The organism is Rheinheimera sp. (assembly GCF_965283995.1).
GTDB lineage: Bacteria > Pseudomonadota > Gammaproteobacteria > Enterobacterales > Alteromonadaceae > Pararheinheimera.
On record NZ_CBDIQG010000001.1, the window covers coordinates 3172825 to 3197858 of the forward strand.

Annotated in this window: 22 protein-coding genes; 19 read left to right on the top strand and 3 right to left on the bottom strand. The window is 53.1% G+C overall.

Annotated features, from left to right (window positions below; all coding sequences use genetic code 11):
• Positions 1–16 precede the first annotated feature (16 nt).
• Together relA and mazG are read left to right on the top strand one after the other, a co-directional pair.
• On the top strand, positions 17–2206 hold the full coding sequence (gene relA, locus ACQ66Q_RS14145; protein ID WP_430457394.1) for a GTP diphosphokinase: 2190 nt from the start codon (positions 17–19) through the stop codon (positions 2204–2206).
• An 80-nt stretch (positions 2207–2286) separates the two neighbouring features.
• Complete coding sequence (mazG, locus tag ACQ66Q_RS14150) at positions 2287–3108, top strand: nucleoside triphosphate pyrophosphohydrolase (protein WP_430457395.1); 822 nt, start codon at positions 2287–2289, stop codon at positions 3106–3108.
• A 22-nt stretch (positions 3109–3130) separates the two neighbouring features.
• On the opposite strand, the gene ACQ66Q_RS14155 is transcribed toward mazG, so the two are convergent.
• A complete protein-coding gene (locus ACQ66Q_RS14155; protein WP_430457396.1) occupies positions 3131–4333 on the bottom strand; it encodes a nuclear transport factor 2 family protein in 1203 nt (400 codons plus the stop codon).
• 69 nt (positions 4334–4402) lie between these two features.
• Complete coding sequence (locus tag ACQ66Q_RS14160; RefSeq protein ID WP_430457397.1) at positions 4403–5476, bottom strand: helix-turn-helix domain-containing protein; 1074 nt, start codon at positions 5474–5476, stop codon at positions 4403–4405.
• Positions 5477–5716: 240 nt separating this feature from the next.
• Here ACQ66Q_RS14160 and ACQ66Q_RS14165 point away from each other — a divergent pair, with 240 nt between their 5' ends.
• The 16 genes from ACQ66Q_RS14165 (at position 5717) to ACQ66Q_RS14240 (ending at position 21837) form a co-directional block, all read left to right on the top strand.
• Positions 5717–7357: a CTP synthase gene (locus ACQ66Q_RS14165; RefSeq protein ID WP_430457398.1), complete on the top strand. Its 1641-nt coding sequence runs from the start codon at positions 5717–5719 to the stop codon at positions 7355–7357.
• Positions 7358–7538: 181 nt separating this feature from the next.
• The gene (gene eno, locus ACQ66Q_RS14170) at positions 7539–8831 is read left to right on the top strand and encodes a phosphopyruvate hydratase (RefSeq protein WP_430457399.1); all 1293 of its coding nucleotides are present in this window, start codon (positions 7539–7541) and stop codon (positions 8829–8831) included.
• A 151-nt stretch (positions 8832–8982) separates the two neighbouring features.
• A complete protein-coding gene (locus tag ACQ66Q_RS14175; protein WP_430457400.1) occupies positions 8983–9660 on the top strand; it encodes a hypothetical protein in 678 nt (225 codons plus the stop codon).
• Between the two features lie 69 nt (positions 9661–9729).
• Positions 9730–10014, top strand: coding sequence for a cell division protein FtsB (gene ftsB, locus ACQ66Q_RS14180; protein ID WP_430457401.1), 285 nt, complete (start codon positions 9730–9732; stop codon positions 10012–10014).
• Positions 10011–10703, top strand: a complete 693-nt coding sequence (gene ispD / locus ACQ66Q_RS14185; RefSeq protein ID WP_430457402.1) for a 2-C-methyl-D-erythritol 4-phosphate cytidylyltransferase — start codon at positions 10011–10013, stop codon at positions 10701–10703. The genes ftsB and ispD overlap by 4 nt, the downstream gene beginning before the upstream one ends.
• Positions 10700–11185 (top strand): 2-C-methyl-D-erythritol 2,4-cyclodiphosphate synthase, encoded by a 486-nt coding sequence (gene ispF, locus ACQ66Q_RS14190; RefSeq protein WP_430457403.1) that lies wholly within the window; start codon positions 10700–10702, stop codon positions 11183–11185. Before ispD ends, ispF begins: the two co-directional genes overlap by 4 nt.
• On the top strand, positions 11182–12246 hold the full coding sequence (gene truD / locus ACQ66Q_RS14195) for a tRNA pseudouridine(13) synthase TruD (RefSeq protein WP_430457404.1): 1065 nt from the start codon (positions 11182–11184) through the stop codon (positions 12244–12246). Before ispF ends, truD begins: the two co-directional genes overlap by 4 nt.
• Positions 12247–12999 (top strand): 5'/3'-nucleotidase SurE, encoded by a 753-nt coding sequence (surE, locus tag ACQ66Q_RS14200; RefSeq protein ID WP_430457405.1) that lies wholly within the window; start codon positions 12247–12249, stop codon positions 12997–12999.
• Positions 12999–13655 (top strand): protein-L-isoaspartate(D-aspartate) O-methyltransferase, encoded by a 657-nt coding sequence (locus ACQ66Q_RS14205; protein ID WP_430457406.1) that lies wholly within the window; start codon positions 12999–13001, stop codon positions 13653–13655. The genes surE and ACQ66Q_RS14205 overlap by 1 nt, the downstream gene beginning before the upstream one ends.
• Before the next feature lie 21 nt (positions 13656–13676).
• Positions 13677–13841: a hypothetical protein gene (locus tag ACQ66Q_RS14210; RefSeq protein WP_430457407.1), complete on the top strand. Its 165-nt coding sequence runs from the start codon at positions 13677–13679 to the stop codon at positions 13839–13841.
• Positions 13829–14713 carry a peptidoglycan DD-metalloendopeptidase family protein gene (locus tag ACQ66Q_RS14215; RefSeq protein ID WP_430457408.1) on the top strand — a complete coding sequence of 295 codons (885 nt, stop codon included), beginning with the start codon at positions 13829–13831 and terminating at the stop codon, positions 14711–14713. Before ACQ66Q_RS14210 ends, ACQ66Q_RS14215 begins: the two co-directional genes overlap by 13 nt.
• A 78-nt stretch (positions 14714–14791) precedes the next feature.
• Positions 14792–15790 carry an RNA polymerase sigma factor RpoS gene (gene rpoS / locus ACQ66Q_RS14220; RefSeq protein ID WP_430457409.1) on the top strand — a complete coding sequence of 333 codons (999 nt, stop codon included), beginning with the start codon at positions 14792–14794 and terminating at the stop codon, positions 15788–15790.
• Positions 15791–16071: 281 nt separating this feature from the next.
• On the top strand, positions 16072–17520 hold the full coding sequence (locus tag ACQ66Q_RS14225) for a circularly permuted type 2 ATP-grasp protein (protein ID WP_430457410.1): 1449 nt from the start codon (positions 16072–16074) through the stop codon (positions 17518–17520).
• Between the two features lie 3 nt (positions 17521–17523).
• Entirely contained in the window at positions 17524–18492 is a 969-nt protein-coding gene (locus ACQ66Q_RS14230) for an alpha-E domain-containing protein (protein WP_377243526.1), read from the top strand.
• A 23-nt stretch (positions 18493–18515) separates the two neighbouring features.
• On the top strand, positions 18516–20942 hold the full coding sequence (locus ACQ66Q_RS14235; protein WP_430457411.1) for a circularly permuted type 2 ATP-grasp protein: 2427 nt from the start codon (positions 18516–18518) through the stop codon (positions 20940–20942).
• Between the two features lie 28 nt (positions 20943–20970).
• Positions 20971–21837 carry a transglutaminase family protein gene (locus ACQ66Q_RS14240; RefSeq protein ID WP_430457412.1) on the top strand — a complete coding sequence of 289 codons (867 nt, stop codon included), beginning with the start codon at positions 20971–20973 and terminating at the stop codon, positions 21835–21837.
• Positions 21838–21901: 64 nt separating this feature from the next.
• Here ACQ66Q_RS14240 and mutS read toward each other — a convergent pair whose 3' ends face one another.
• Positions 21902–24478: a DNA mismatch repair protein MutS gene (gene mutS, locus ACQ66Q_RS14245; protein WP_430457413.1), complete on the bottom strand. Its 2577-nt coding sequence runs from the start codon at positions 24476–24478 to the stop codon at positions 21902–21904.
• 34 nt (positions 24479–24512) lie between these two features.
• Between mutS and ACQ66Q_RS14250 the strand changes: the two genes are divergently transcribed.
• Entirely contained in the window at positions 24513–25025 is a 513-nt protein-coding gene (locus tag ACQ66Q_RS14250; RefSeq protein ID WP_377243514.1) for a CinA family protein, read from the top strand.
• Positions 25026–25034: the final 9 nt, after the last annotated feature.

Below are 25034 nucleotides of genomic sequence, written 5' to 3' on the forward strand. Positions count from 1 at the left end.
ACGTTTCGAGGTACAGATGGTCAGGGTCCGGCATTCGCACAGCACTGAATACAATGCGGGGGAAACCTCGGCCTGGTTGATTTCACTGGGGCTGTCCGAGAAAAAAATTGCCTGTTTGCTTGCTGCTGGCGATTGGCTGAATCAGCATGACCTGACCGAAGCCAGTTGCCCCCAGCTGCGCACCGGCTGGGAAATGGTCGAGATCCTGGCCGATTTGCGCATGGACAAAGATGCGCTGACCGCCGCGCTGCTGTTCCCGTTGGTTGAAGCGCAGTTACTGGAATGTGCTGCGCTGGACACGCATTTTGATCCGCCGGTGATCACGATGCTGACCGCCGTCAAACAGATGGAAGCGATCCGCACCATCCCGGTCGGACCCAATCAGACACCAAACGCACAACAAGCCGACAATCTGCGTAAAATGCTGCTGACGATGGTTGAAGATGTGCGCGCGGTGGTGATTAAACTGGCGGCACAAATCTGTTATCTGCGCGATGTGAAAAACGCCGATGAAGAAACCCGCGTGTTGGCGGCCAAACAAACCAATGCGATTTTCGCGCCGCTGGCCAACCGTTTGGGGATCGGCCAGCTGAAGTGGGAGCTGGAAGATTTAGCCTTTCGTTATCTGCATCCGCAAATCTACAAAAAAATTGCCAGCCAGCTGGAAGAAAAACGCCTCGACCGTGAACAGTACATGCGTGATTTTGTGCAGGCGGTACGCGACCAGATGCTGGTGGAAAAGCTGGACTGCGAAGTCTATGGCCGGCCGAAACATATTTTCAGTATCTGGAAAAAGATGCAGAAAAAGCATCTGGCTTTTGACCAGTTATACGATATCCGCGCGGTACGGATTGTCACTGAACGGGTGCAGGATTGTTATGCTGCGCTGGGGGTCGTGCACACCAGCTGGCAGCATCTGCCCAAAGAGTTTGATGATTACATCGCCACGCCAAAACAAAACGGTTATCAGTCCATTCATACTGTTGTGCTAGGACCACAAGGCCGGCCGATTGAAATTCAGATCCGCACTCAACAAATGCACGATGATGCTGAATTGGGCGTGGCGGCACACTGGCGTTATAAAGAAGGTGGCCCTGCCGGGCGTGAAGGCGCGCTGGATGAAAAAATTGGCTGGCTGCGTAAAATTCTGGCCTGGCAGGAAGAAGTGGTGGATTCGTCTTTGGCTGAAGAACTGCGCAATCAGGTCAGCGAAGATCGGGTCTATGTCTTTACGCCAAAAGGCGATATCGTTGATTTACCGGTAGGTTCGACGCCACTGGATTTCGCCTATTACGTGCATTCCAATGTCGGCAATCGTTGCATCGGTGCGAAAATCTCCGGCCGGATTGTGCCTTTTACTTATCAGCTGAAGACCGGAGATCAGGTCGAGATCCTGACCGGGCGCGAACCGAATCCGAGCCGCGACTGGCTGAATCCAAATCTGGGTTATCTGAAATCGAGCCGGGCCCGCTCCAAAGTGCAGTATTGGTTCCGGTTACAGGACCGCGATAAAAACTATGCGGCCGGTAAAGAGTTGTTGGATACCGAACTGGCGCGGCTGAATGTGCCTCTGGATCAACCGGTTAAACTGCTGCAGCGCTTTAATGTCAATTCGATGGAAGAGTTGCTGGTTGGCATTGGCGGCGGTGAGATTAAAGTCACGCAAGTGATTAATTACATTCAAAGCCTGCACAATAAACACGACGTGCCGGAAATTGACCCGCGGCTGATTTCCAAGCCGATGCAGACTCAAAGCAAAAGTCATGTGGTGGTGCAGGGCGTCGGCAACCTGCTAACCCATATGGCCGGCTGTTGCCAGCCGCTGCCTGGTGACGCCATCATCGGCTACATCACGCAGGGCCGTGGTATCGCCGTGCACCGCGACGACTGCGATCAGTTCAAAAATCTGCAGGAACAACATCCAGAGCGGGTGGTCGAGGCGGCCTGGGGCGATCAATATGCGTCGGGTTATGAAGCCAGTATTCGCATCGTGGCGCATGACCGGAACGGTTTATTGCGCGACATCACCAGTATCCTGGCCAATGAAAAAGCCAACGTGCTCCGGATGAGCAGTAACTCTGACGTGGCACGCCAGACCGCAACCATTTATATGACGCTGGAGCTGTACAACCTCGACTCACTGAACAAACTGCTGACCAAAGTCAGTCAGATTGATGATGTGATTGAAGCGAAACGCTCGCAGTAGCCCAACAGCTGCAGCTTTTGCCCTTGATCATAGGTGAAGGGGCAAGAGCTGCTCGCGCGAAGATCCCGGAAACGAATCTGATGTCAAAAAATATCAACGACTTACTCGCTATTATGGCGACTCTGCGTGACCCACAGCACGGCTGTGCCTGGGATCAGGCGCAGACCTACCAGAGCATCGTACCTTACACGCTGGAAGAAGCTTATGAAGTTGCGGACACTATCGAGCGTGGCGCTATCGATGAGTTACCCGATGAATTGGGCGATTTGCTGTTTCAGGTAGTGTTTTACAGCCAGATTGGCAAAGAACAAGGCCGATTTGTCTTTGATGATTGTGTCAGTGCCATTTGCGACAAGCTCATCCGCCGTCATCCGCATGTATTTCCGGATGCTGCGGCAGAAGCTACCGGCGTAGCACCTACCGATGCTACCAGTGCGTTGCAAGGCTGGGAAGCAATCAAAGCAGCAGAGCGCGGCGACAATGGCCAGCACAGTGTGCTGGATAATGTGCCGACGGGGCTGCCAGCACTGACCCGTGCTTACAAGCTACAAAAACGCTGCGCCAGTGTCGGTTTTGACTGGCCTGATTTAACCGGCTGCTGGGACAAAGTGCGCGAAGAGATCCTTGAAGTCGAAGCAGAAATGGCCGCGCCACAACAAGATCAGGCGGCGCTCGCTGAAGAGCTGGGCGACTTAATGTTTGCGCTGGTGAACGTGGTGCGCAAAGCCGGCTTTCAGCCGGAAACCTTACTGAGAAGTGCCAATCAAAAGTTTGAACGGCGGTTTCGACAAGTCGAAACCATCATGGCAACACAAGCGGAGCCGGTTGGCATTGCGACCTTGGCCCAGATGGACGCCGCCTGGGAGCAGGTGAAGCAGTCAGAGCGCTCGCGCTCTGACTGATGCGGGATACTTCCGCCTGCCTTTAGCGGGCCGGTGTTGTTGCGCTTTGGTCCTGTTGCAGCAACGCAATGATCGCTTTGGCGACGCCGGCCGAAGATTGAAAATTGGTGCCGGTGATTAAGCGGCCATCGACTTCAACATAAGCGGCACCTGCTTTGCCATGACGAAACAGGCCGCCGCGCGATTCAATGGTTTGCTGGATCTTAAAGGGAAATTGCTGGTAATAAGCAGCATCCTGCTTTTCAAATGCGTCCGGATAGCCGGAGACGCGTTTGCCTTTCACCAGATATTGTCCGTCGGCAGTTTTCAGGTGAACAATCCCCGCAGTGCCGTGACAAACCGCAGAGATAATTCCCAGATGTTGTTGATAAATATCCATCACCAGCCGGGCGATATGCGGATCTTCGGCCACACCGTACATCGCGCTGCTGCCGCCAATATAATGCACGGCACGATAGTCGGCGGCGTTTAATTCTCGTGCAGTCCGGGTGTGTTTCAGTGCCTGCATAAAGTCCTGATTGTACAAATGAGCTTTTTGCGCCGGATCTGAAGTATCGATATAGGCGAGCGGTACAGCGCCACCGGCCGGGCTGATAAAATCGACGGTAAAGCCGGCTTGTTTAAACTCGGCATAAGCATTGACTATCTCGGAGAAACTGGCGCCGGCCGGCAGCTTGCTGCTGCCATGAAAGTGTGCGCTGGATAAAATAAACAAAATGCGCTGGCCAGACTGGATGGATTCCTGCTGCGTGGCGGCTTTGCTGATGATTTGCCACTGCTGATTGATGCGCTTAAGCAGGAAAACATCGACAAAACGCTGTTGCTTCTGCGGTAACAAAATCTCCGCTTTGGCGGTTGCGATATCGCCATCGACTTCAATACTGAGAATTTCGCCAACCCGGCCATTAAACTGGCCGGCTTTCGCCGCTGGGAACCAGGATACATAGTCGCTTAGCGGCACTTTCCAAAATGGTTGATTGGCTTTTGCCAGCAGCAGGTCGGCCTCTGGGTGAAATGCCAGACTGATTTGGTCTTGTTGGTTGTATGAGGTGCCCTGCAGATAATGTAACAAGGTTTGGCGGATCGCCTGGTGATCCTGACCCGTCGATGCAGCGGGTGCCACCGCCACGTCATTCTGGCGCTTGAAGTGCTGCTCTTTAGTGTCGGCAACAACGACAAAAGCAGGCAGTAACAACAGCAATAAATAAAAACAGATATTTCGCATAACTTCTCCGTAAAAACAGGGTGATAAACAGCCTGCTCAGCGTAACGGTCAAAGTATGCGGCGACAGCCTCAGGACATAGTTCCGGATTCCGGATTGATAGTTTCGGAAGTCGATGCCGGCTGCGATTGTTTGTAGCGGGCCGGCGTGACGCCGGTAAACTTCTTAAAAGCCGCATAAAAAGTCGACAGTGAATTAAAACCGGATTGTTCGGCAAGTAGTTGCATTTTCATCGCAGGCTCAGTGCTCATCAGGGTTTTGGCATGCTGGATCCGCCATTGATTAATATGGTCCGGGAAGGATTGCGCCAGATTGTCATTAAGTAACTGCGATAAACGGCTACTGGGCCAGCCCAGTTGTTTTGCCAGTTTCGGCATCGTCAGATCTGCATTCAGGTATGGCTGGCGCTGTTGCATCCATTGTTCGAGCTGACTGATCAATGGCTCAGCATCGGCCGCCGTTAGTTTTTTATTGGCATAAGCTTTCGGCGTCTGCGGTGTTGGCTTCTCGCGATAAAACACGGTCAGGATACTAAAACACAACAGCAGACTGAACGTCAGAGCACCACTGATATACGATGTATAAGATGCGAAAAAAAATGCTGACCAGATCAGCCCATTGCTTAAAATCATCAGTAGCAGTGGCCGGAATCTTACTGATGTCAGCAGTAGCGCGTTGGCACTTCGTTGCTGTGTCCGCCACAGCAGCAGAACCGTCAGCCCGATATAGAACAACCAACTGTAGTTAATCACCCGATAGATCAGACCGCCCCATAACTGCGGGTTGTTCTGATAGGGCCACAGCATACCGGTCATGACGATCACAAACAAAGGCAGCGCGAGCTGCCATTGCAGCCGGCGCCATGAGGCGTCAGGGCGGCAGATACTCTGACCGTAACAATATAGAATGGGACCGATCATCCAACAGGCAGACAACCCCAGCTGCAGGATCTGCTTACCAATATCCGGATTAAAATAAAACAGCACCGATTTCAGCACCCGGACACTGAGCATCAGCAATAACAGCGCCAGCAGACGATGAGTTAGGGGGTCAGTGCGTTGCCAGAAAAAATAAGCGGCCAACAGCAAGCCATTCAGGCCGCCGATTGCGCTGCACATCAGTAAAAGTTGGTCGGAAATCGTCATACAAACCGCTTTGAATTAACCCGCCGCATTTTTAGCACAGTTTAATGGCGTTGTTGCGTTTTTGTAATGCCCGGACCTGGCAAACAACCAATCTGGCATTTTGATTGAGCAGACTGCAGGTCTTTGTTATACTTTCCGCCCGTCCTGATACCAATAATCTTACCGTCCGGAATAAGCTGCTTTGCTGCCGGTGTGTATTGGCTATTGGTCCATTAAATTCAACGTTGTCTCAGGGGTCTCATGACTACAAGATACATCTTCGTGACGGGTGGGGTTGTCTCATCTTTAGGTAAAGGCATTGCTGCTGCATCATTAGCGGCAATTTTAGAAGCACGTGGCCTGAAGGTAACGATCCTGAAACTGGATCCGTACATTAACGTCGATCCGGGCACCATGAGCCCTATCCAGCACGGTGAAGTGTTTGTCACCGAAGACGGCGCCGAAACCGATTTAGACTTAGGTCACTACGAGCGGTTTATCCGCACCAAAATGACCCGCCTTAACAACTTTACCCAAGGTAAAATCTATTCTGAAGTGCTGCGTCGTGAACGCCGAGGCGACTACCTGGGCGCGACCATTCAGGTCATCCCGCATATCACCAATGAAATCAAAGCCCGTGTCGTTGCCGGTGCTGAAGGTTATGACATCGCCATCGTTGAGATTGGTGGCACTGTCGGTGATATCGAATCGCTGCCATTTTTAGAAGCAATCCGCCAACTGGGTACAGAAATTGGCCGCGAACGCGCGCTGTTTATGCATTTAACGTTGGTGCCATACCTTGGCACTGCCGGTGAAATCAAAACTAAGCCGACGCAGCATTCAGTGAAAGAACTGCGTTCTATCGGTATCCAGCCGGATATTCTGGTGTGTCGTTCTGACCGTGCCATCCCAACCAATGAAAAAGCCAAAATTGCCCTGTTCACCAACGTGGAAGAGCGTGCGGTCATTTCATTAAAAGACGTCTCCAGCATTTACCAAATCCCGGCTTTATTAAAATCGCAGGGCCTGGACGATTTAGTGGTGCGTCGTTTCTACTTAAATTGCCCGGAAGCAGACCTGACCGAATGGGAACAGGTGCTGTATCAGGAAAGTAATCCGACCGGCGAAGTCACCATCGGTATGGTTGGCAAGTATGTCGAATTAAAAGACGCCTACAAGTCGGTCAACGAAGCGTTAAATCACGCCGGGCTGAAAAACCGTTTAACGGTCACCATTAAATACATCGATTCACAAGACGTTGAAACTAAAGGCCCGGTTATTCTGGCGGGCCTGGATGGTATTCTGGTACCAGGTGGTTTTGGCGAACGCGGCGTCGAAGGCAAAATTATTGCTGCCAAATATGCCCGTGAAAGCAAAATTCCATACCTTGGCATTTGCCTGGGTATGCAAGTCGCACTGATTGAGTTTGCCCGCAACGTAGCAGGCCTCAAAGGCGCGCATTCAACTGAGTTTAATAAGGACACGCCTTACCCGGTGGTTGGTTTGATCACCGAGTGGCTGGACAGCGCAGGCCAGGTCGAACTTCGTACTGGCGATTCCGACTTAGGCGGAACTATGCGTCTGGGCAGCCAAAACTGTAACCTCAAGGCCAATACCAAAGCCCGCGAAACCTATGGTGCGGACGTCATTAGTGAACGTCACCGCCACCGGTATGAAGTGAACAATCACTTTATTCCGAAACTTGAAGAGGCTGGCCTGATTATTTCTGGTTTATCTGCGGATAATCAGTTAGTGGAAATGATTGAACTGCCAAACCATCCCTGGTTTGTCGCCGGGCAATTCCATCCGGAATTCAACTCGACGCCACGCGACGGTCATCCGTTGTTCCAGGGGTTTGTCGCCGCAGCATATAAATATCAGAAGCAACAAACGACCAAATAATGGAAAAGCCGTGCTATATACCCAAAATCATTGAAGATTCGGGTAGGCGGCAACTGAACGAAGCCCCAGGAGCTTAGTTGTTCTAAGTGACTGGGGTTCGTGAAGTCGGCCAACAACCCCGCATCTTCAAGGATGAAGGGTATAGGCGCGGCTTTTTTGCTTTGGTATACAGGGGAATAACATGTCTGAAATTATCAATATCGTCGCCCGTGAAATTCTGGACTCGCGTGGCAATCCAACCGTTGAAGCCGATGTTTTTCTGGCCAGTGGCGTGATGGGCCGTGGTTGTGCGCCTTCAGGTGCTTCAACTGGTACCCGTGAAGCGTTAGAACTGCGTGATGGTGACAAAAGCCGTTATTTAGGCAAAGGCGTCAAAACTGCTGTGGCCAATATCGATGGCCCGATCAAAACAGCATTAATCGGCCAGTCTGCTTATGACCAGGCGAAAGTCGACCAGATCATGATCGACCTGGACGGTACTGAATCTAAATCAAAATTAGGTGCCAATGCCATTCTGGCAGTGTCCTTAGCCGTGGCCCGCGCAGCCGCAGCTGATAAAAAAATCCCATTGTATCAGCACATTGCTGACCTGAACGGCACGCCAGGCGTTTACTCTATGCCGGTTCCGATGATGAACATCATCAACGGTGGTGAGCATGCCGACAATAACGTCGACATTCAGGAATTTATGGTGCAACCAGTGGGCGCGAAGTCTTTTGCCGAAGCGCTGCGTATGGGCGCCGAAATCTTCCACCAGCTGAAAAAAGAACTGCACGCGCAGGGCTTAAACACTGCAGTTGGTGATGAAGGTGGTTTCGCACCAGATTTAAAATCAAACGAAGAAGCGTTAACGGTGATCTCTAAAGCCGTGACCGCCGCCGGTTATGAGCTGAATAAAGACATCACTCTGGCGCTCGATTGCGCCGCGTCTGAGTTTTACCATGACGGCAAATACAAACTGTCGGGCGAAGGCAAAGAGTTCACGTCCTATGAATTCAATGACTTCCTGGCAGGTCTGGCCGCCAAGTTCCCGATCATCTCAATTGAAGATGGTCTGGATGAATCGGATTGGGATGGCTGGAAAGATCTGACCAATAAAATTGGCAACAAAGTCCAGCTGGTTGGTGACGACCTGTTTGTAACCAACACCAAAATCCTGACCCGTGGTATTGAGCAGGGCATTGGTAACTCAATCCTGATCAAGTTCAACCAAATCGGTTCACTGACTGAAACTTTAGCCGCCATCAAAATGGCGAAAGATGCTGGTTTCACTGCCGTGATTTCGCACCGTTCAGGCGAAACTGAAGATTCGTTTATTGCCGATTTAGCCGTTGGCACTGCAGCGGGTCAAATCAAAACCGGTTCATTATGCCGTTCTGACCGCGTGTCGAAATACAATCAGTTACTGCGGATTGAGCAGGAGCTGGGTGCAAAAGCACCGTATCGCGGCCGTTCTGAAATCAAAGGCCAGTGATCGACTGACTGAGTCAAAGAGCCGGCAATTGCCGGCTCTTTGCTTGGTGCCTTTGTGATCCGGGCAACTGCTTTTGCGTTTAACGATTGGGTAAGCGCGGGTCAAAGCCCTAGTCAAAGTGCAGAGGGTTGGTTAACATTCAGTCATGACGATGCAAAATCAGCTTTGGTTTAATCCGGAGCAATCCCTGACCTATGCTGAGCTGTGCAATACCTTGTACGAGCGCGAACTGGCACGTCTGGCACTTTCGCCGCCGGAACAACTGCCATTTTTGCCACGCCGGCTGAAAAGCCTGCCGTTTTATGTGCGCGAAGCCGCCACTTTAATTCTGCAATACCCATCGCCGCTGACGCTCGACAGCCAGAATGCCTGCTGGTTACATAGCCAGAGCAAGCAATGTCCGGTGCCGCATGTCGACGAATCCGCCAGTATTTTCAGTTACTACAGTAAATCGGCGAAGTTAGGTTTATTAGTGCCGGTTTATGTGCAGCCACCCGGTGCACAGCAGCAGGGCGTGCAACAGATCGTGTTGGATTCCGTCGATGAAATAGACCGCGACGGCCAACGCATCCACTGTAACGAACATGGCTGGTTTGCCTTGGCCGGGTGGCCACAACAGCCTGATAATCAACATAAATTATTGTTAAAACCCAGTAAGTCAGTGCTGACCGCGGTTTGCTGTGGCCACCAGTGGCGCAACGGTGAACGGAAAACGCCACGGCTGTTAAGCTTGCGTGAAATGTTGCTGGCCAGCCGGCTGAACTGGCAGAATTTCGCCAAACCCCATGCTTCCCGACCGGACGAACTGCGTCCAGCCCGCGTAAAATAAGCCATCAGGGCTTTTCAGCCGGATCTCAAGCCTGCATAATACCGGCAGATTGTCGTTTCCGGATTTGTTATGCGACTGTTAATCATAATGCTGTTTGCGCTGGTGTGTGCGCTGCAATACCGTCTGTGGTTTGGTCCACACAGCGTGAAAGCGTATTTTAAACATCAGGAAGAACTGAAAGTGCATCTGACCAGCAACTTAGAGCTGGAAAAGCGCAATAAAATGCTGATGGCCGATGTGGCCGATTTACAAAGCGGGCTGGATTCCATCGAAGAGCGTTCGCGCAATGAACTGGGCCTGATTAAACAAGACGAAGTGTTTTTCCGTCTGGTGGCACAGCAGGACAAAAAATGACCATTGCCATGCTGATCCCGGCCGCCGGCGTGGGTAGCCGGATGCAGGCTGACCGGCCGAAGCAGTACCTGCAGCTTGCCGACAAAACCGTGCTTGAACATACCGCCGCTAAACTGCTGGCACTGCCACAAACAACTAAGCTGTTTTTGGCGTTATCACCGACAGATCCCTACTTTGACCAACTACCGCTTGCCGCAGAGCCGCGAGTTCGCCGGGTCGATGGCGGTGCCGAGCGCGCCGATTCGGTACTAGCCGGGCTATCGGCTATCAATGCTGACGAATTTCCCTGGACTTTGGTACACGATGCCGCGCGCCCGTTGGTGCAGACCGCAGATATCGATAAATTGCTGCAGGCCTGCCTGACCAGTGGCGTCGGCGGCATTCTGGCCAGTCCGGTGCGTGACACGATGAAACGCGGACATGTACCCGGTGAGGGCCCGAGTCTGGTGGAACACACTGTTGAGCGGCGCCAGCTCTGGCATGCATTAACGCCACAGTTATTTCCGACATTATTATTACGCGACGCGCTGAGCCGCGCTTTAGCTGCCGGAGCCGCCATCACAGACGAAGCCTCTGCGATGGAATGGGCCGGCCATCCGGTGCAGTTGATCCCGGGGCGCGCAGACAATCTCAAAATCACTCAGCCAGAGGATTTAGCTCTGGCGCGTTTTTATCTGGAGCAGGCATGATCCCTTTTCGTATTGGCCACGGTTTTGATGTGCACGCTTTTGGCGGTGAAGGCCCGGTGACGCTGGGTGGCGTCAAGATTGATTACCCGCAGGGTTTACTGGCGCATTCAGACGGTGATGTGGTGTTGCATGCAGTGTCTGATGCTTTGTTAGGTGCGGTGGCTCTGGGCGATATCGGCCACCACTTTCCCGACACTGATGCAGCTTTTAAAGGCATCGACAGCCGGATTTTGCTGCGTAAAGTGTTTGCCGATGTCAAAGCGCAAGGTTATGCCATTGGCAATCTGGACGTGACTATCATGGCGCAAGCGCCAAAAATGGCACCACATATCAATGCGATGCGTACAGTGCTGGCGGCAGATCTCGACACTGAACTGTCGCAAGTCAACGTCAAAGCCACCACCACTGAAAAACTGGGGTTTGTCGGCCGCAAAGAAGGTATTGCGGTGGAAGCCGTGGTGTTGCTGGTGAAATCGGCATGATCGGCCTCAGCGAAAAAATTCAATTTCCGTCTTTGGCGTATCTGTACGGCGAACCGTCCTGTCGCGCGTTACTGCGCAGTAGCCCGGAAGATTTTATCGTCGACGAGGAACTCAGTTTCACGCCGACCGGCGCCGGCGAGCATTTGTTGCTGCAGGTCGAAAAAATCGGCCAGAACACGCAATATGTCGCGAAACAAATTGCTGAAGCCGCCGGCATCAAATCCCGTTTAGTCAGTTATGCCGGGTTAAAAGACCGCCACGCCATTACCCGCCAGTGGTTTTGTTTGCCGGTGCCAATCAAGCAGGAACTGGACTACAGCCAATGGCAGATTGAAGGTGTGCGCATTTTACAGTCGGTACGCCATCAGCGCCGGCTCAAAATTGGCTCAATTAAGCAAAATCATTTCCGGCTGCGCCTGTGCAACGTCTCTGATGTCGCCGAGCTGGAACAACGCCTGCAACTCATCAGTGCCGGGGTGCCGAATTATTACGGCGAACAACGCTTTGGCCGCGATGGTGGCAATCTGCAGCTGGCGGAACATCTGTTCAGCGGCGGCAGTATCAGCGATCGGCAAATCCGTGGTCTGGCGCTGTCTGCCAGCCGTTCGATGTTGTTTAATCAACAAGTGTCACAGCGTTTACAACAGTTGGGTTTCCTGACGTTATTGCCCGGCAGCGTCGTCCAACTGGACGGTTCCGGCTCGGTGTTCCAGGTCGACCCGGCAGATAGCGACATTCAGCGCCGTCTCAGTGAGCACGACATTCATCCGACCGCTATCTTGCCAGGCGTGGGTAAAGTACTGGAGCAAGGTGAAGCGCTGAACTGGCAACTACAGCAACTAATGCCATGGCAGCACTGGGTTGATGGCTTGGTGGCGCTGAACGTGAATACCGAACGGCGCGCTGTGCGCTTAGTGCCAAAAGCGCTGAGTTATCAGTGGCTGCATGATACACTCGAGCTCAGTTTTGCCCTGCCAGCCGGCTGTTTTGCCACGTCGGTGCTGCGGGAACTGGTGAATTATCAGGATATCCGTCGGGATATCGCAGTTCTGGAGTCCTAAATGCGGATATTGCTCAGTAATGACGATGGCGTCTATGCCAAAGGCATTTTGGTGCTGCAACAGGCCTTGGCCGAGATTGCCACCGTCACCACGGTCGGTCCCGACCGAAATTGCAGTGGTGCCAGTAATTCGCTGACTTTGCTCAATCCGCTGCGCACGCAGCAACTGGATAATGGCTTTATTGCTGTGAATGGCACGCCCACAGACTGCGTGCATCTGGCGATCAGTCAGCTCTGTGATAAAGCGCCGGATTTGGTCGTCGCCGGCATCAATCACGGTGCCAATTTAGGTGATGATGTGTTGTATTCCGGCACTGTCGCCGCAGCCACCGAAGGCCGGCATCTGGGACTGCCTGCCATTGCTGTATCGCTGGCCAGCCGTGACGAAGATCACTTTGCGACCGCGGCTTATGTCACCGTCAAAGTTATTCAGCAGTTAAAATCCCATCCGCTGCCGGCGGATCAAATTTTGAATATCAATGTACCAGGTGTACCACTGAGTGAACTCAAAGGCATTCAGGTGACGCGACTGGGTCGGCGCCATAAAGCCGAGACCATGACCAGTACCACAGACCCCTGGGGCCGGCGTATTTTCTGGTATGGCTCTTTGGGGCCGGAACTCGATGCCGGCGAAGGCACCGATTTTTATGCCATCGCCAACGGCTACGCATCAGTCACGCCGCTGCAAATCGACATGACTGCTTACCGCAGCCTGCAACCTTTGCAGCAATGGCTTGAAGGGATCCGGTTCTGATGGCCGTCGCTACGTCAAGAAGCGCGCAGGTTTTAGCGCAAAAATTACAGGCCGATGGCATTAAGGCGGCCGAAGTACTGCAGGCGATTGCCCAAACACCGCGCCATCATTTTGTTGAAATGGTTTTAGCGCATAAAGCATATGAGAATACTGCGCTGCCAATTGGCCAGGGCCAGACCATTTCCCAGCCTTATATTGTTGCGCGGATGACCGAGTTGTTATTGCAGGCCAACAGTGATGGCACACCCTGGCAGCCGAAAAAAGTGTTAGAGATTGGTACCGGCTCCGGTTATCAGACGGCCATTTTGGCGCGGCTGTTTCCGCAAGTCTGTACCGTGGAACGGATTAAATCTTTGCAGTTTCAGGCGAAACGCCGGCTACATCAGCTGGATTTGCACAATGTGGCAATGAAACATGGTGACGGTTGGCTCGGCTGGCACAGCAAAGCACCATTTGACTGCATCATTGTAACGGCGGCACCGACCCAAGTGCCGGATGCGCTGTTACATCAACTGGTTGATGGTGGCAGGCTGGTGATCCCGGTCGGAGCCCAGGAGCAGATGCTCAGAGTTTATACCCGGGTGCAGGACAGTTATCCGTCGACCGACGTCGAAGCGGTGCGTTTTGTTCCATTAGTGCCAGGCGAGCTGGCCTGAGCTTTTTTCAGGAGTTGGTATTTGCGGATTTTTCAGTGGATGTATGACAAAGCATTGGTCTTGGCTAAACATCGCCACGAAGGGCGTTATTTGTTTGGCTTCAGTTTCACTGAGTCAGTGATTTTCCCGATCCCGTTTGTTGTGATGCTGACACCGATGGCACTGGCTGGTTTATGGTTGATTTGATGATGCGCCGGATGATGTCGGAACAAAAAACGGCAACAACACTGTGGGGGCGCCAGGCCATGCTGTTGTGCCTGCTGCTGACTGTCAGTGGCTGTGGCACGAATAGCAGTCCGGCTCCGGTTGATAGCTGGCAAAGCCGGAAAAAAGCCGCCACTCCACTGCAAGCGGACACTTATCAGGTCAAACGCGGTGACACTTTATTTTCTATCGCATTTCGCAATGGCATGGATTATCGCAGTCTGGCCAAGCTGAATCATATCGCTGAACCTTACATGATTTATGTCGGTCAGGTGTTGGTAGTTTCAAACAATAACAATGATGCAGCAGTTGTTCGGAAGTCAGGTCCAACAAGCCTTCGACCAAATAAGAATCATTCAAATTCAAACAGTTCGGCTCTTGCATCAAAAAGCGCTAAAGTAGTTGCACCGCAAAATCAAAAGCGTTATGGTCAAAATGAACGGGTCGAAGAACCCGAAAAAACCGAGAACAGTACCATTAATGGGAACGTTCGGCAATGGCATTGGCCAGTGAAAGGCCCGATATTGGCGAAATTTTCCAGTCAGGAACACGGTAACAAAGGTCTTGATATTGGTGGTGCACTTGGTACACCGGTTAAAGCGGCAGCAGCAGGTCAGGTGGTATACGCCGGCAATGCACTGCGGGGTTATGGCAACTTAATTATCATCAAACACAATGACGATTTTTTAAGTGCTTATGCTCACAATCATCGTTTATTGGTGAAAGAACGCGAATCGGTAGCAGCAGGCCAGACCATCGCTGAAATGGGTAATTCCGATGCAGACCGTATACAACTGCATTTTGAAATCCGCTATCGGGGAAAATCTGTCGATCCGCTGCGTTATCTGAAATAAATAACAGCACACAATCGCATCATTCAAGAATGGACTTCTGGCATTGAGGCGTGACCCTTGTAGATCTGGGAGACGGATATGGGACAAAAAGACGAAGATGAAGTAGTTGATTTCAAGGAAGCGGAATTAACCGAAGACGTGGCAATGCTGGATGACGACGCAGCAGAGCCGGATATGGCAAATCTTGCCACTGAAGAAGAAAACACGCCCGACGATGTGTTCACCCGTGACGACAGTCAACGCGCGATGGACGCGACACAAATTTACCTCGGCGAGATTGGTTTTTCCCCATTGCTGAGTGCTGAAGAAGAAGTTTATTTTTCCCGTTTGGCCCTCAAAGGTGATGCAGCTGCCCGCAAACGCATGATTGAAAGTAACTTACGGCTGGTCGTGAAGATCGCCCGGCGTTATATCAATCGCGGGCTGGCACTGCTTGATCTGATTGAAGAAGGCAATCTGGGTCTGATCCGCGCTGTGGAGAAGTTCGATCCGGAACGTGGCTTCCGCTTCTCAACCTATGCCACCTGGTGGATCCGCCAAACCATTGAACGCGCCATTATGAATCAGACCCGGACTATCCGGCTGCCGATCCATGTGGTGAAAGAGTTGAACATTTATCTGCGTGCGGCCCGTGAATTGTCACAGCGGCTGGATCACGAGCCTACGCCAGAAGAAATTGCTGCTGCGCTGGACCGACCGGTCGAAGAAGTTCGCAAAATGTTGAAACTGAATGAAAAAATTACATCAGTGGATACTCCGGTCGCCGGTTCTTCTGAAAAACAGTTATTGGATATTCTGGCTGATGAGAAAGAGCTGGGTCCGGAAACTGAGCTGCAAGATGCTGACATCCGGCAACATCTGGTGCTTTGGCTGGAAGAGCTGAATCCAAAACAACGTGAAGTGTTAGCACGACGCTTTGGCTTGCTTGGGTATGAGCCGTCAACGCTGGAAGATGTCGGCCGTGAAATCGGTCTGACTCGCGAGCGGGTTCGGCAAATTCAGGTCGAGGCACTACGCCGGCTGCGTGAGATCGTTACGCATCAGGGGTTGAACATCGAGACTTTGTTTCAGGAATAACCAGCGTGCTTTCCAGACAAAAAAGCGGGAATTTTCCCGCTTTTTTTCTGCCTGTTATTTCCGCTCACATCGCTGCAAGTACACTAACTTCACCCGCTTATTGGCTGATAAATGCCTGATTGAAGCCATCCCTGCTGACTGGCACAAGCCTTGCTCCTCTCTATATACAGTGTGCCTGATTGCACCAGAACAGCTCATGGCACACCGGATTAAATATGGACGTCGCTGAGCGGCAGTGGACAGGCAGTTGACAGGCAGTGAACACAGAGCGGGGACACGTGATGGGGCAAAGTTTCAGCGGATATCCGCATTTAGCAAATTGTTTTGACGAGCTGGTGACGCCACAAGGCACTGCACGGGCGCCTGCTAGCGCAATTGCCCGTTTTATCAGGCAGCATGGCACGGCCGAACTGTTGCGCCGTCAACAGCAGTTAGACCAGACCATCCGTAGCATGGGTGTTTGTTTTACCTTATATAACGAAGGCCAGAATATCGATCGCGCCTGGCCATTAGACGTGATGCCGCGCACTATTCCATTGAGCGAATGGCGCCGCACCAGCGCTGGTCTGATGCAGCGCTTACAAGCGTTAAACCTGTTTATCGACGACTTGTACCACGATCAGCGTATTTTACGAGCCGGCATCGTGCCGGCGGATCTGGTGTTGCAGTCGAAGAATTTTCTTGCACCATGTCGGGGCGTGTCGCCCCCTTTTGGCGTCTGGTCCCATATCTGTGGCACCGATTTGGTTCGGGACGAACAAGGTCGTTTTTTGGTGCTGGAAGATAACCTGCGCGTCCCCAGCGGTGTGTCATACATGCTGGAGAACCGCACTGTGATGAAGCGGGTATTCCCGGAGTTGTTTGCCGACTCGACTATAGTGCCGGTCGACGACTACCCGCATCAGCTGTGGAAAATGCTGGCATCGTTATCGCCCAGACCAGGTGATGTGCCTTGTATTGTGCTGCTGACGCCCGGTATCTATAACTCCGCTTATTTTGAGCACAGTTTTCTGGCACAGCAAATGGGCATTGAGCTGGCGGAAAACACCGATCTGCAGGTCGAGTCTGATGGTGTTTATTTGCGCACCCTGAATGGTCTGCGCCGTGTCGACGTGATTTACCGGCGGGTTGACGATATCTTTCTGGATCCAACTGTCTTTAGGCCAGATTCAGTGTTAGGCGTGCCGGGCCTTTTTCACGCCTGGGCTAAAGGTCAAGTGGCAATAGCCAATGCGCCGGGCTCCGGCGTGGCAGATGATAAAGTCATCTACGCCTATGTGCCGCAGATTATTGAATATTACCTCGGTGAAAAACCGCTGATCGACAACGTTCCGACCTATCTGTGCTCCGACGAACAACAACGCGCTTATGTACTGGCTAATCTGGACCAGCTGGTGGTGAAACCGGCGAATGAATCCGGTGGCTACGGCATTCTGATTGGCCCGCGAGCGACGGCGGCCGAACGCGCGGGCATGGCTCAGGCCATCGTGGCAGATCCACGTAATTTTGTTGCGCAGCCGACTTTGCAACTCTCTACCGCGCCGACTTTGTGCGACGGTGTGCTGGAACCGCGTCATCTTGATTTACGGCCCTTTGTGTTGCAGGGCCGCGATCTGTATTGCAGTACCGGCGGGTTAAGCCGGGTTGCGTTACGACGTGGATCGCTGGTGGTAAATTCGTCGCAGGGCGGCGGTAGCAAAGATACCTGGATCATCAATGATGAGGTGTGACATATGTTATTAAAATCGGTAAATCATCTGTTTTGGCTGGGGCGTTATCTGGAACGGTTGGATGACACGGCTCGTCTGATTAACGCTACCAGCCACGTGTTGATCGACAGCCACCAGGATACGCAATTCGGCTGGCCAATTTTGCTGGACGTACTAGGGCAGGACAGCGCGGAGTTGTTGCAGAAGTTTCAGCAAGGCGAAGCGGCCTTATCGCTGGCAGAAACCGAACGCGCGGTGATGGCTTGTCTGATTAACGCCAGCGATAGTCCGGTATCGATCCGGGCGACCAGTACTGCGCTGAAATACAATGCCCGCACGATCCGACCTTTGATCCCGCGGGATATGTGGGAAGAGCTAAATGCGTTGGATCTGTTTTTACAGCAACATTGCAGTACTGCAGTCAGCCGGCAGCAACGCTATCAGCTGATGGCCGAAGTCAGCCGGCGTTGTCAGATGGTAGTCGGTGTATTGGATGGCACCATGCTGCGCGGTGATGCTTTTGATTTATTTAACATTGGCCGGCATCTGGAACGCGCCGATATGACGACCCGGATTATGGATGTCATGGTATTGCAGCAGTTACAGCCCACGCAAATCAAAAGACCCAAGTTTCGCTGGTTGTCTGTGTTAAACGCGCTTGGCGGGATGGAGTCGTACCAATATTATCTGGCACGACAAAAAGGCGATGTGGATGCGATTGATTATCTGCTGACCTATGCGGATTTCCCGCGTTCAATCAGTTATTGTCTGAACCGGGTCGCAGCATCGGCAAAAGCGTTGCCGCATGCTGCCGAGATTCTACAGGAGCTGCATCAGGTGCAGGCTTTGCTGCGACCACAAGCGTTGTCTGAGTTGTCGACGGTGCAACTGCATGCACTGATTGACCAATTACAGGCCGGTATTATTGCGCTGCACCAGGTGATCCTGGCGCCGTGTCAGCAACCATTAACCGCCACTCAGCGCTCTGCCTGAGCGCGATAACCCTGAGGCTTTTGGTGACAGACCACAATTTCCCTGCAAGTACAAACCTCAGTCACTGGCTGCATGCATCTCAGGCCCGGCTACCGGCATTGTTTCGCGAGCTACAGCAGCAGTTACGCGAAAATGCTGCGGGTTTTGGCACGCATACCGCGCCTCAGCGTCAGCTGGACCCGCTGCCTCTGTTGATCGCTGCAGAAGAATGGCAGGTGCTGGAGGCGGGCATGCTGCAGCGCCAGCGCTTGCTGCAGGCCGTGCTGAATGATGTGTATGGTGCGCAGCAAACGGTACGTGACAATCTATTGCCGGCAGAGGCGCTGTTTCGTGCGGCTGACTATTTACTGCAAGCAGCGGGTCTATTGGCGCAGCCGCTGGATTGGGTGCCACTGCTTAGTCTGGATCTGGCAAAAGATGCTGCCGGTCAGTGGTGCGTATTGGCGGATCATGCCGTGGTTCCGGCCGGACTTGGGCATCTGGTCGAGCACCGGCTGGCGTTTAATCATGCTGCGCCTTTGCAGGGCTTGGCGCTGCCCAAGGCGCAAATCGCTGGGTTTTACCGTCAGCTGTTGCAGCTGCTGCAACAGCCTGTGTTGGGGGAGGCTGACCATGCTGCATTGGCAGGGCTTTGGGTCACCTCGGTGCGCAACACGAATTATTTTGAGCAGGCGTATTTAGCCAATTATCTGGATATCGCCCTGGTGCACGGCGCCGATCTGACGTTTCGTGATGGGGCACTGTGGTTAAAAACCCTGACCGGCTTGCAAAGTGTCGGTGCTTTGTTACGGTTTTTGCCAGATCCTCAGTCTGATCCGCTGGAGCTGGACTCCGGCACCGGTGGTTGCGCCGGCTTATTGCAAAGTATCCGGCAGCAGCAGCTTTGTTGCGTCAATCCGCCGGGCAGCAGTCTGATCGACAGCGGTGTATTGGCGCCATTTTTACCGCGGTTGTGCCAGGCATTACTGGGTGAACCTTTGATATTGCCGCAGGCCGTTGCGTTGTGGCTTGGTGAAGCTGAGCACTGCGCAAAGGTCATGGCAGATCTCACCGCTTATCGGGTACAGCGTATCAGCAGTAAACAGCGCTATTTACCGGCCCGGCTGGACGCTGCAGCGTTGCAGCAATTGTCAGCGCAAATTGCCGCAGATCCGGCCGACCACATTGCTATGGTCTTGGCGGAATTGCCGCAAGAACCTTGTTGGCAACCCGATACCGGCTCATTTGCCGCTGCCTGTACGCTGCGTTTGTTCAGCCTCTTGGCAGAGGGGCTGCCTGGCAGCGTGTTGCCGGGGGGATATGCCAGATTGAGCACAGATGTGCTGTCGCTGCAGATCCCTCAGCACGGGTCTGAAATAGCGCAGAGCGGCGCGCAGTTAGTCAAAGATGTCTGGGTGTTGGCAGATCGGGGAGTCACCGCCAGTCTGTTACAAAGCAGTAGCGGCGCACTCGAACTGTCGCGCCACAGCGGCCTGGTTACCAGTCGGGTCGCTGATCATTTATTCTGGCTGGGTCGTTACAATGAACGATTGAATCAAATCTGCCGGGCACTACGTGCTGCATTGGGCCTTGCCAGTCAGCATCATGCAGATCCACTGGCGGCACAAGCCGACATGACGCCGCTGTTGCGCTTTTGTTTACAGGCCAACGGCCATGCCGGCGTGCTCGATTTACCCCAGGTGCTGCAGCAGTTGTTTGACCCGGCCCATCCGGGCGGCTTGTTTGCCATTTTACAGTCGTTGTTATTAAACGCGCAGTCTGCCCGGGAATTTTTCGCGGCGGATACCTGGTTGGTGTTGGACAAATTGCAGCAAGCCCTGCGGCAGTGGCCACAACAATCGACTGTGCAGGTCGCGGCCGGCCAGTACCTGCGGCAGCTCGATGAAATTATCCTGCTGCAAACTGCGTTGTATGGGCTGAATAATGAAACTATGAGCCGAACTCAGGCTCTGCGTCTGATGGATCTGGGGCAACATATTGAACGCGGCATGCAGACTGCGGCTTTGTTACAAATCGTCTTTGTACCGGTGCATGGTGAAGCAAAGCCATCGGCAGCATTAATGGAAGCGGTGTTGCGGCTGGCCGATACGGTGAACACTTACCGGCGCCGTTATCGTAGTCAATTGCACCCGCTGGCGGTGATTGATTTACTGGTTTTTGATGACAGCACGCCGCGATCTGTTGGTTATCAGTGCTTGCGGATCCAGCGCCAGTGCGCCGGGTTGCCGCTACTGACGCTAACACCGGGTCTGTCAGCCGTCCAGCGGCTGGCGCTGGAACTGGTGACTTTGTTGCAGTTGACTGAACCGCAGTCGCTGTTTGATAGCGAACAAGGCGCTACGCCAGCGCTTGGTTTGTTACTCAGTCAAATTCAGCATCGCTTGAAGCTGTTATCCGACAGCATCACCTTAGCGTATTTTAATCACGCGCCCAGGAGTTGGTTAGGATGAACATCTATGTTGCCTGCGCGGAGGCCCGATGCGGTATCAGCTGAGCCATTTGACCCGTTATGGTTATCAACGATCTATTGCCAACAGTTATAATCTGACCTGTTTGCGTCCGCTTGATTTACCCTGGCAGCAATTGTTGAATTACCGGCTGACGGTCGAACCCGGACCTTGCACTGAGTATTCGCACCTGGATTATTTTGGCAATAGCCGTCAGTTGTTACATGTGTTGGCACCGCATCAACAGCTGGAAGTGCGGGTGGAGGCTGAATTGTCGGTGAGTCCGCGGCTGCTGGCATCACAGCTGGCGGACGGCGCCAGTCTGTTGCAAGCCTGCGACAGCCGCGCTGTCAGTGACGTCAAAGTTGCCTTATGCCGTCAAGCCAGCCGGAATATTCCGCATTTGCCAGCCACAGGAATGTTATGGCAGCAGATATATCGGCCAGATCTGAGCATGCTGCAAAATGTCGCACGGCTTAATCAATTGATTTATGAAGAATTTCAATACGATCCGGAGTTCAGTACTGTAGTGACACCAATCGCTGATGTCTTGGCGCATCAACGCGGCGTCTGTCAGGATTTTGCCCAACTGGCGATCAGCTGCCTGCGCAGTCAGGGGCTGGCGGCGCGTTATGTCAGTGGTTATCTGGAAACCCGGCCGCCACCGGGACAGCCACGATTACAAGGCGCTGATGCATCGCACGCCTGGTTTGCCGTGTATGACCCTGTGCTTGGCTGGGTCGACTTTGACCCCACTAACAATGTGCTGGCCGATGTGCAACACCTGACGCTGGCATTTGGCCGCGATTATGCCGATGTGGTCCCACTGAAAGGCGTATTGCAGGGCAGCGGCGAACATCTGCTTGAAGTGGCTGTCGACGTGTTGGCGCTCGATTAAGGCCGGACCGTGCGACCCGGCACAGCGCATGCGTCTGCGACCGGGTCCACCGTGTACTCTGCGTTTACAGCTGGCGTTTCAATGCAAATAACAACTCCAGAGCCTGACGTGGCGACAGGTCATCCGGATCCAGCTGTGTCAGCTGTTCCAGCACCGGATGCGGCGCCGGTTCAGCAAATAGCTCGGCCTGTGTGGGCAGAGTGGCCGGGCGGGGTTTGTCAGCCACCGGATGTTGTTGTTCCAGCGCCTGCAACTTACGTCGTGCCTGCTGTATCACTACTTTTGGTACGCCGGCCAGCTGAGCGACCTGCAGACCATAACTCTTGCTGGCTGCACCATCCTGCACCTGATGCATAAACACGATATGTTCATCATGTTCGACAGCATCCAGATGGATGTTGGCAACCCCCGGCAATAACGACGGCAGATCGGTCAGTTCAAAATAGTGGGTAGCAAATAGTGTCAACGCTTTGAGTTTGTTGGCCAGATACTCCGCACAGGCCCAGGCTAATGACAACCCGTCATAAGTACTGGTGCCACGGCCAATTTCGTCCATCAGCACCAGGCTTTGCGCCGTGGCATGATGCAGGATGGTCGCGGTTTCGGTCATTTCCACCATAAAAGTCGAACGGCCAGAGGCCAAATCATCGGACGCACCGACGCGGGTGAAGATCCGATCAACCGGTCCGAGCGTGGCCGCAGTAGCCGGCACAAAACTACCGATATATGCCATCAGCACAATCAGTGCCGCCTGACGCATATAGGTCGATTTACCGCCCATATTCGGCCCGGTGACCACCAGTAAATGCCGCGCGGGGGTTAACATCAGCGGATTGGCGATAAAAGGCTCAACAGTCATTTGCTCGACAACCGGATGGCGCCCCTGCTGAATATTGATGCCAATCTCGTTGCACAGCACCGGCTGACAATAATGTAGCCGTACCGCACGTTCAGCAAAGTTGGTCAGGACGTCTAATTCGGCCAAACTGGCTGCCAGCTGTTGCAGCGCTGCCAGATCCGGCGCGACCAAATCAAATAGCTGTTCGTACAGCTGTTTCTCCAGTGCTAACGCTTTGCTTTCGCTGCCGAGTACTTTGTCTTCGTATTCTTTTAGTTCAGGGATGATATAGCGTTCGTTATTTTTCAGCGTCTGGCGACGGATATAATCGGCGGGCACTGCATCTGCAGCGGCGCGGCCGGTTTCGATGTAATAACCGGCGACTTTATTAAAACCGACTTTCAGCGAGGCAATGCCGGTGCGGGCCTTTTCGCGTTGCTCCAGCTGTTCCAGATAATCGGTCGCGCCTTTGGCAAGTGCGCGCCATTGATCTAACTCTGCATGATAGCCTTCGGCAATAACACCGCCGTCACGGATCAACACCGGTGGATTGTCGATAATGGCACGTTCGAGCAACGCGGTCAGCGCTGGAATTGGTTCGCAATCTGCGCCAAGTTGTTGCAGTCGCGGGCTTTGCAATTGACTCAGGATTGGTGTCAGTTCAGGCAATTGCTGCAAGGCCTGACGCAACCGGGCAAAGTCGCGTGGCCGTGCACTTCGAAGTGCCAGTCGGGCGACAATCCGTTCAATGTCGCCTATCTGTTTCAGCAGCGGCTGCAGTTCCACATCAAATTGTTGCAGTTCAGCCACGGCCTGATGGCGTTGACCGACCGCAACCTGATCGCGCAGTGGCGCGTGGATCCAACGTTTCAGCAACCGGCTGCCCATCGCTGTCTGGCACTGGTCCAGTACCGCCGCTAAAGAATGCGCGTACTGGCCGTTTAACGTCTGTGTCAGTTCAAGATTGCGCCGGGTCGCGGCGTCCAGAACGATATGATCACTATGTTTTTCCAGTGAAATGCTGCGTAAATGCGGCAGATTGGCGCGTTGCGTATCTTTAACGTATTGCAACAGGCAGCCTGCAGCCATCAGTCCGAACCGGGCGTCCTGCACACCAAAACTATTCAGATCGCGCGTGCCAAATTGCTGACACAAGGCGCGTTCAGCGCTGCTTTGTTCAAAATCCCATACCGGGCGCCGGCGCGCACCTTTGCGGTCCAGGATCAGTGACGGCAGCAGCTGGTCTTCACAGTACAGCAGCTCTGCCGGATGCAGTCGTTGTAACAACGCGGCCAGATCTTCTTCGCCCGGCAGTTCGGTCAGGACAAAGCGACCGGCGCTCAAATCGAGATATGCCACACCAAATTGCTGTTTATGCTGATAAACGGCGGCGAGCAAAGTGTCTTGCCGCTCTTGTAATAACGCCTCATCGGTGACAGTGCCGGGAGTGACAACCCGTACGACTTTGCGATCAACTGGGCCTTTGCTGGTCGCCGGGTCGCCGACCTGTTCGCAAATCGCTACTGATTCGCCCAGTTGTACTAGTCGCGCCAGATAGTTTTCTACCGCGTGGTGGGGAACGCCGGCCATTGGAATTGGTGCGCCGGCAGACTGTCCGCGTTTGGTCAGTGAAATATCCAGCAAAGCCGCCGCCTTTTTTGCGTCGTCATAAAACAGCTCATAAAAATCGCCCATCCGGTAAAACAATAAAATGTCCGGATTTTCGGCTTTTAAAGCCAGATATTGTTGCATCATCGGGGTGTGGGCACTCTGCGCTTGCCCGGTCTGGTTGTCTGACGGCATAATTAAAGTTCTGATTTCCCAAAATGGTATGAAAATGACAGTTCCGGCGCACACCGAGACGCTGGCCTCGGCATTGGGGCAACTATTATTGCGGAAAAAGCTGACTATCACCACCGCCGAATCCTGTACCGGTGGTGGTATTGCTTACGCGTTGACCGCGATCCCGGGCAGTTCAGCTTATCTGGACCGCAGTTTTATCACTTACAGCAATAAAGCCAAACAACAACTGCTCAGTGTGAAAAGCGCCACTTTATTACAGTTTGGTGCTGTCAGCGAAGAAACAGTGGCTGAAATGGCGAGCGGTGCCGCAGCTGCCGCAGCTGCCGACTGCGCCATTGCGGTCTCAGGGATCGCAGGTCCTGATGGCGGCAGCGCAACAAAACCGGTTGGCACCGTCTGTTTGGGTTTTTATCTGCAGGGGAAAGTTGCCACAGTGCGGATCCTGCTGCATGGCGATCGTTCAGCTGTTCGGCAACAAAGTATCGATTTTGCCTTACAGCAAATGATTCAGTTGTTGACAGCGCAAATTGATTCAACTACTGTATGAGCATACAGC

What these genes read in the sequence shown, in the direction of transcription:
- relA (WP_430457394.1), top strand. Translation starts at nt 17, where the DNA reads ATGGTCAGGGTCCGGCATTCGCACAGCACTGAATACAATGCGGGGGAA.
- mazG (WP_430457395.1), top strand. Translation starts at nt 2,287, where the DNA reads ATGTCAAAAAATATCAACGACTTACTCGCTATTATGGCGACTCTGCGT.
- ACQ66Q_RS14155 (WP_430457396.1), bottom strand. Translation starts at nt 4,333, where the DNA reads ATGCGAAATATCTGTTTTTATTTATTGCTGTTGTTACTGCCTGCTTTT.
- ACQ66Q_RS14160 (WP_430457397.1), bottom strand. Translation starts at nt 5,476, where the DNA reads ATGACGATTTCCGACCAACTTTTACTGATGTGCAGCGCAATCGGCGGC.
- ACQ66Q_RS14165 (WP_430457398.1), top strand. Translation starts at nt 5,717, where the DNA reads ATGACTACAAGATACATCTTCGTGACGGGTGGGGTTGTCTCATCTTTA.
- eno (WP_430457399.1), top strand. Translation starts at nt 7,539, where the DNA reads ATGTCTGAAATTATCAATATCGTCGCCCGTGAAATTCTGGACTCGCGT.
- ACQ66Q_RS14175 (WP_430457400.1), top strand. Translation starts at nt 8,983, where the DNA reads ATGCAAAATCAGCTTTGGTTTAATCCGGAGCAATCCCTGACCTATGCT.
- ftsB (WP_430457401.1), top strand. Translation starts at nt 9,730, where the DNA reads ATGCGACTGTTAATCATAATGCTGTTTGCGCTGGTGTGTGCGCTGCAA.
- ispD (WP_430457402.1), top strand. Translation starts at nt 10,011, where the DNA reads ATGACCATTGCCATGCTGATCCCGGCCGCCGGCGTGGGTAGCCGGATG.
- ispF (WP_430457403.1), top strand. Translation starts at nt 10,700, where the DNA reads ATGATCCCTTTTCGTATTGGCCACGGTTTTGATGTGCACGCTTTTGGC.
- truD (WP_430457404.1), top strand. Translation starts at nt 11,182, where the DNA reads ATGATCGGCCTCAGCGAAAAAATTCAATTTCCGTCTTTGGCGTATCTG.
- surE (WP_430457405.1), top strand. Translation starts at nt 12,247, where the DNA reads ATGCGGATATTGCTCAGTAATGACGATGGCGTCTATGCCAAAGGCATT.
- ACQ66Q_RS14205 (WP_430457406.1), top strand. Translation starts at nt 12,999, where the DNA reads ATGGCCGTCGCTACGTCAAGAAGCGCGCAGGTTTTAGCGCAAAAATTA.
- ACQ66Q_RS14215 (WP_430457408.1), top strand. Translation starts at nt 13,829, where the DNA reads ATGGTTGATTTGATGATGCGCCGGATGATGTCGGAACAAAAAACGGCA.
- rpoS (WP_430457409.1), top strand. Translation starts at nt 14,792, where the DNA reads ATGGGACAAAAAGACGAAGATGAAGTAGTTGATTTCAAGGAAGCGGAA.
- ACQ66Q_RS14225 (WP_430457410.1), top strand. Translation starts at nt 16,072, where the DNA reads ATGGGGCAAAGTTTCAGCGGATATCCGCATTTAGCAAATTGTTTTGAC.
- ACQ66Q_RS14230 (WP_377243526.1), top strand. Translation starts at nt 17,524, where the DNA reads ATGTTATTAAAATCGGTAAATCATCTGTTTTGGCTGGGGCGTTATCTG.
- ACQ66Q_RS14240 (WP_430457412.1), top strand. Translation starts at nt 20,971, where the DNA reads ATGCGGTATCAGCTGAGCCATTTGACCCGTTATGGTTATCAACGATCT.
- mutS (WP_430457413.1), bottom strand. Translation starts at nt 24,478, where the DNA reads ATGCCGTCAGACAACCAGACCGGGCAAGCGCAGAGTGCCCACACCCCG.
- ACQ66Q_RS14250 (WP_377243514.1), top strand. Translation starts at nt 24,513, where the DNA reads ATGACAGTTCCGGCGCACACCGAGACGCTGGCCTCGGCATTGGGGCAA.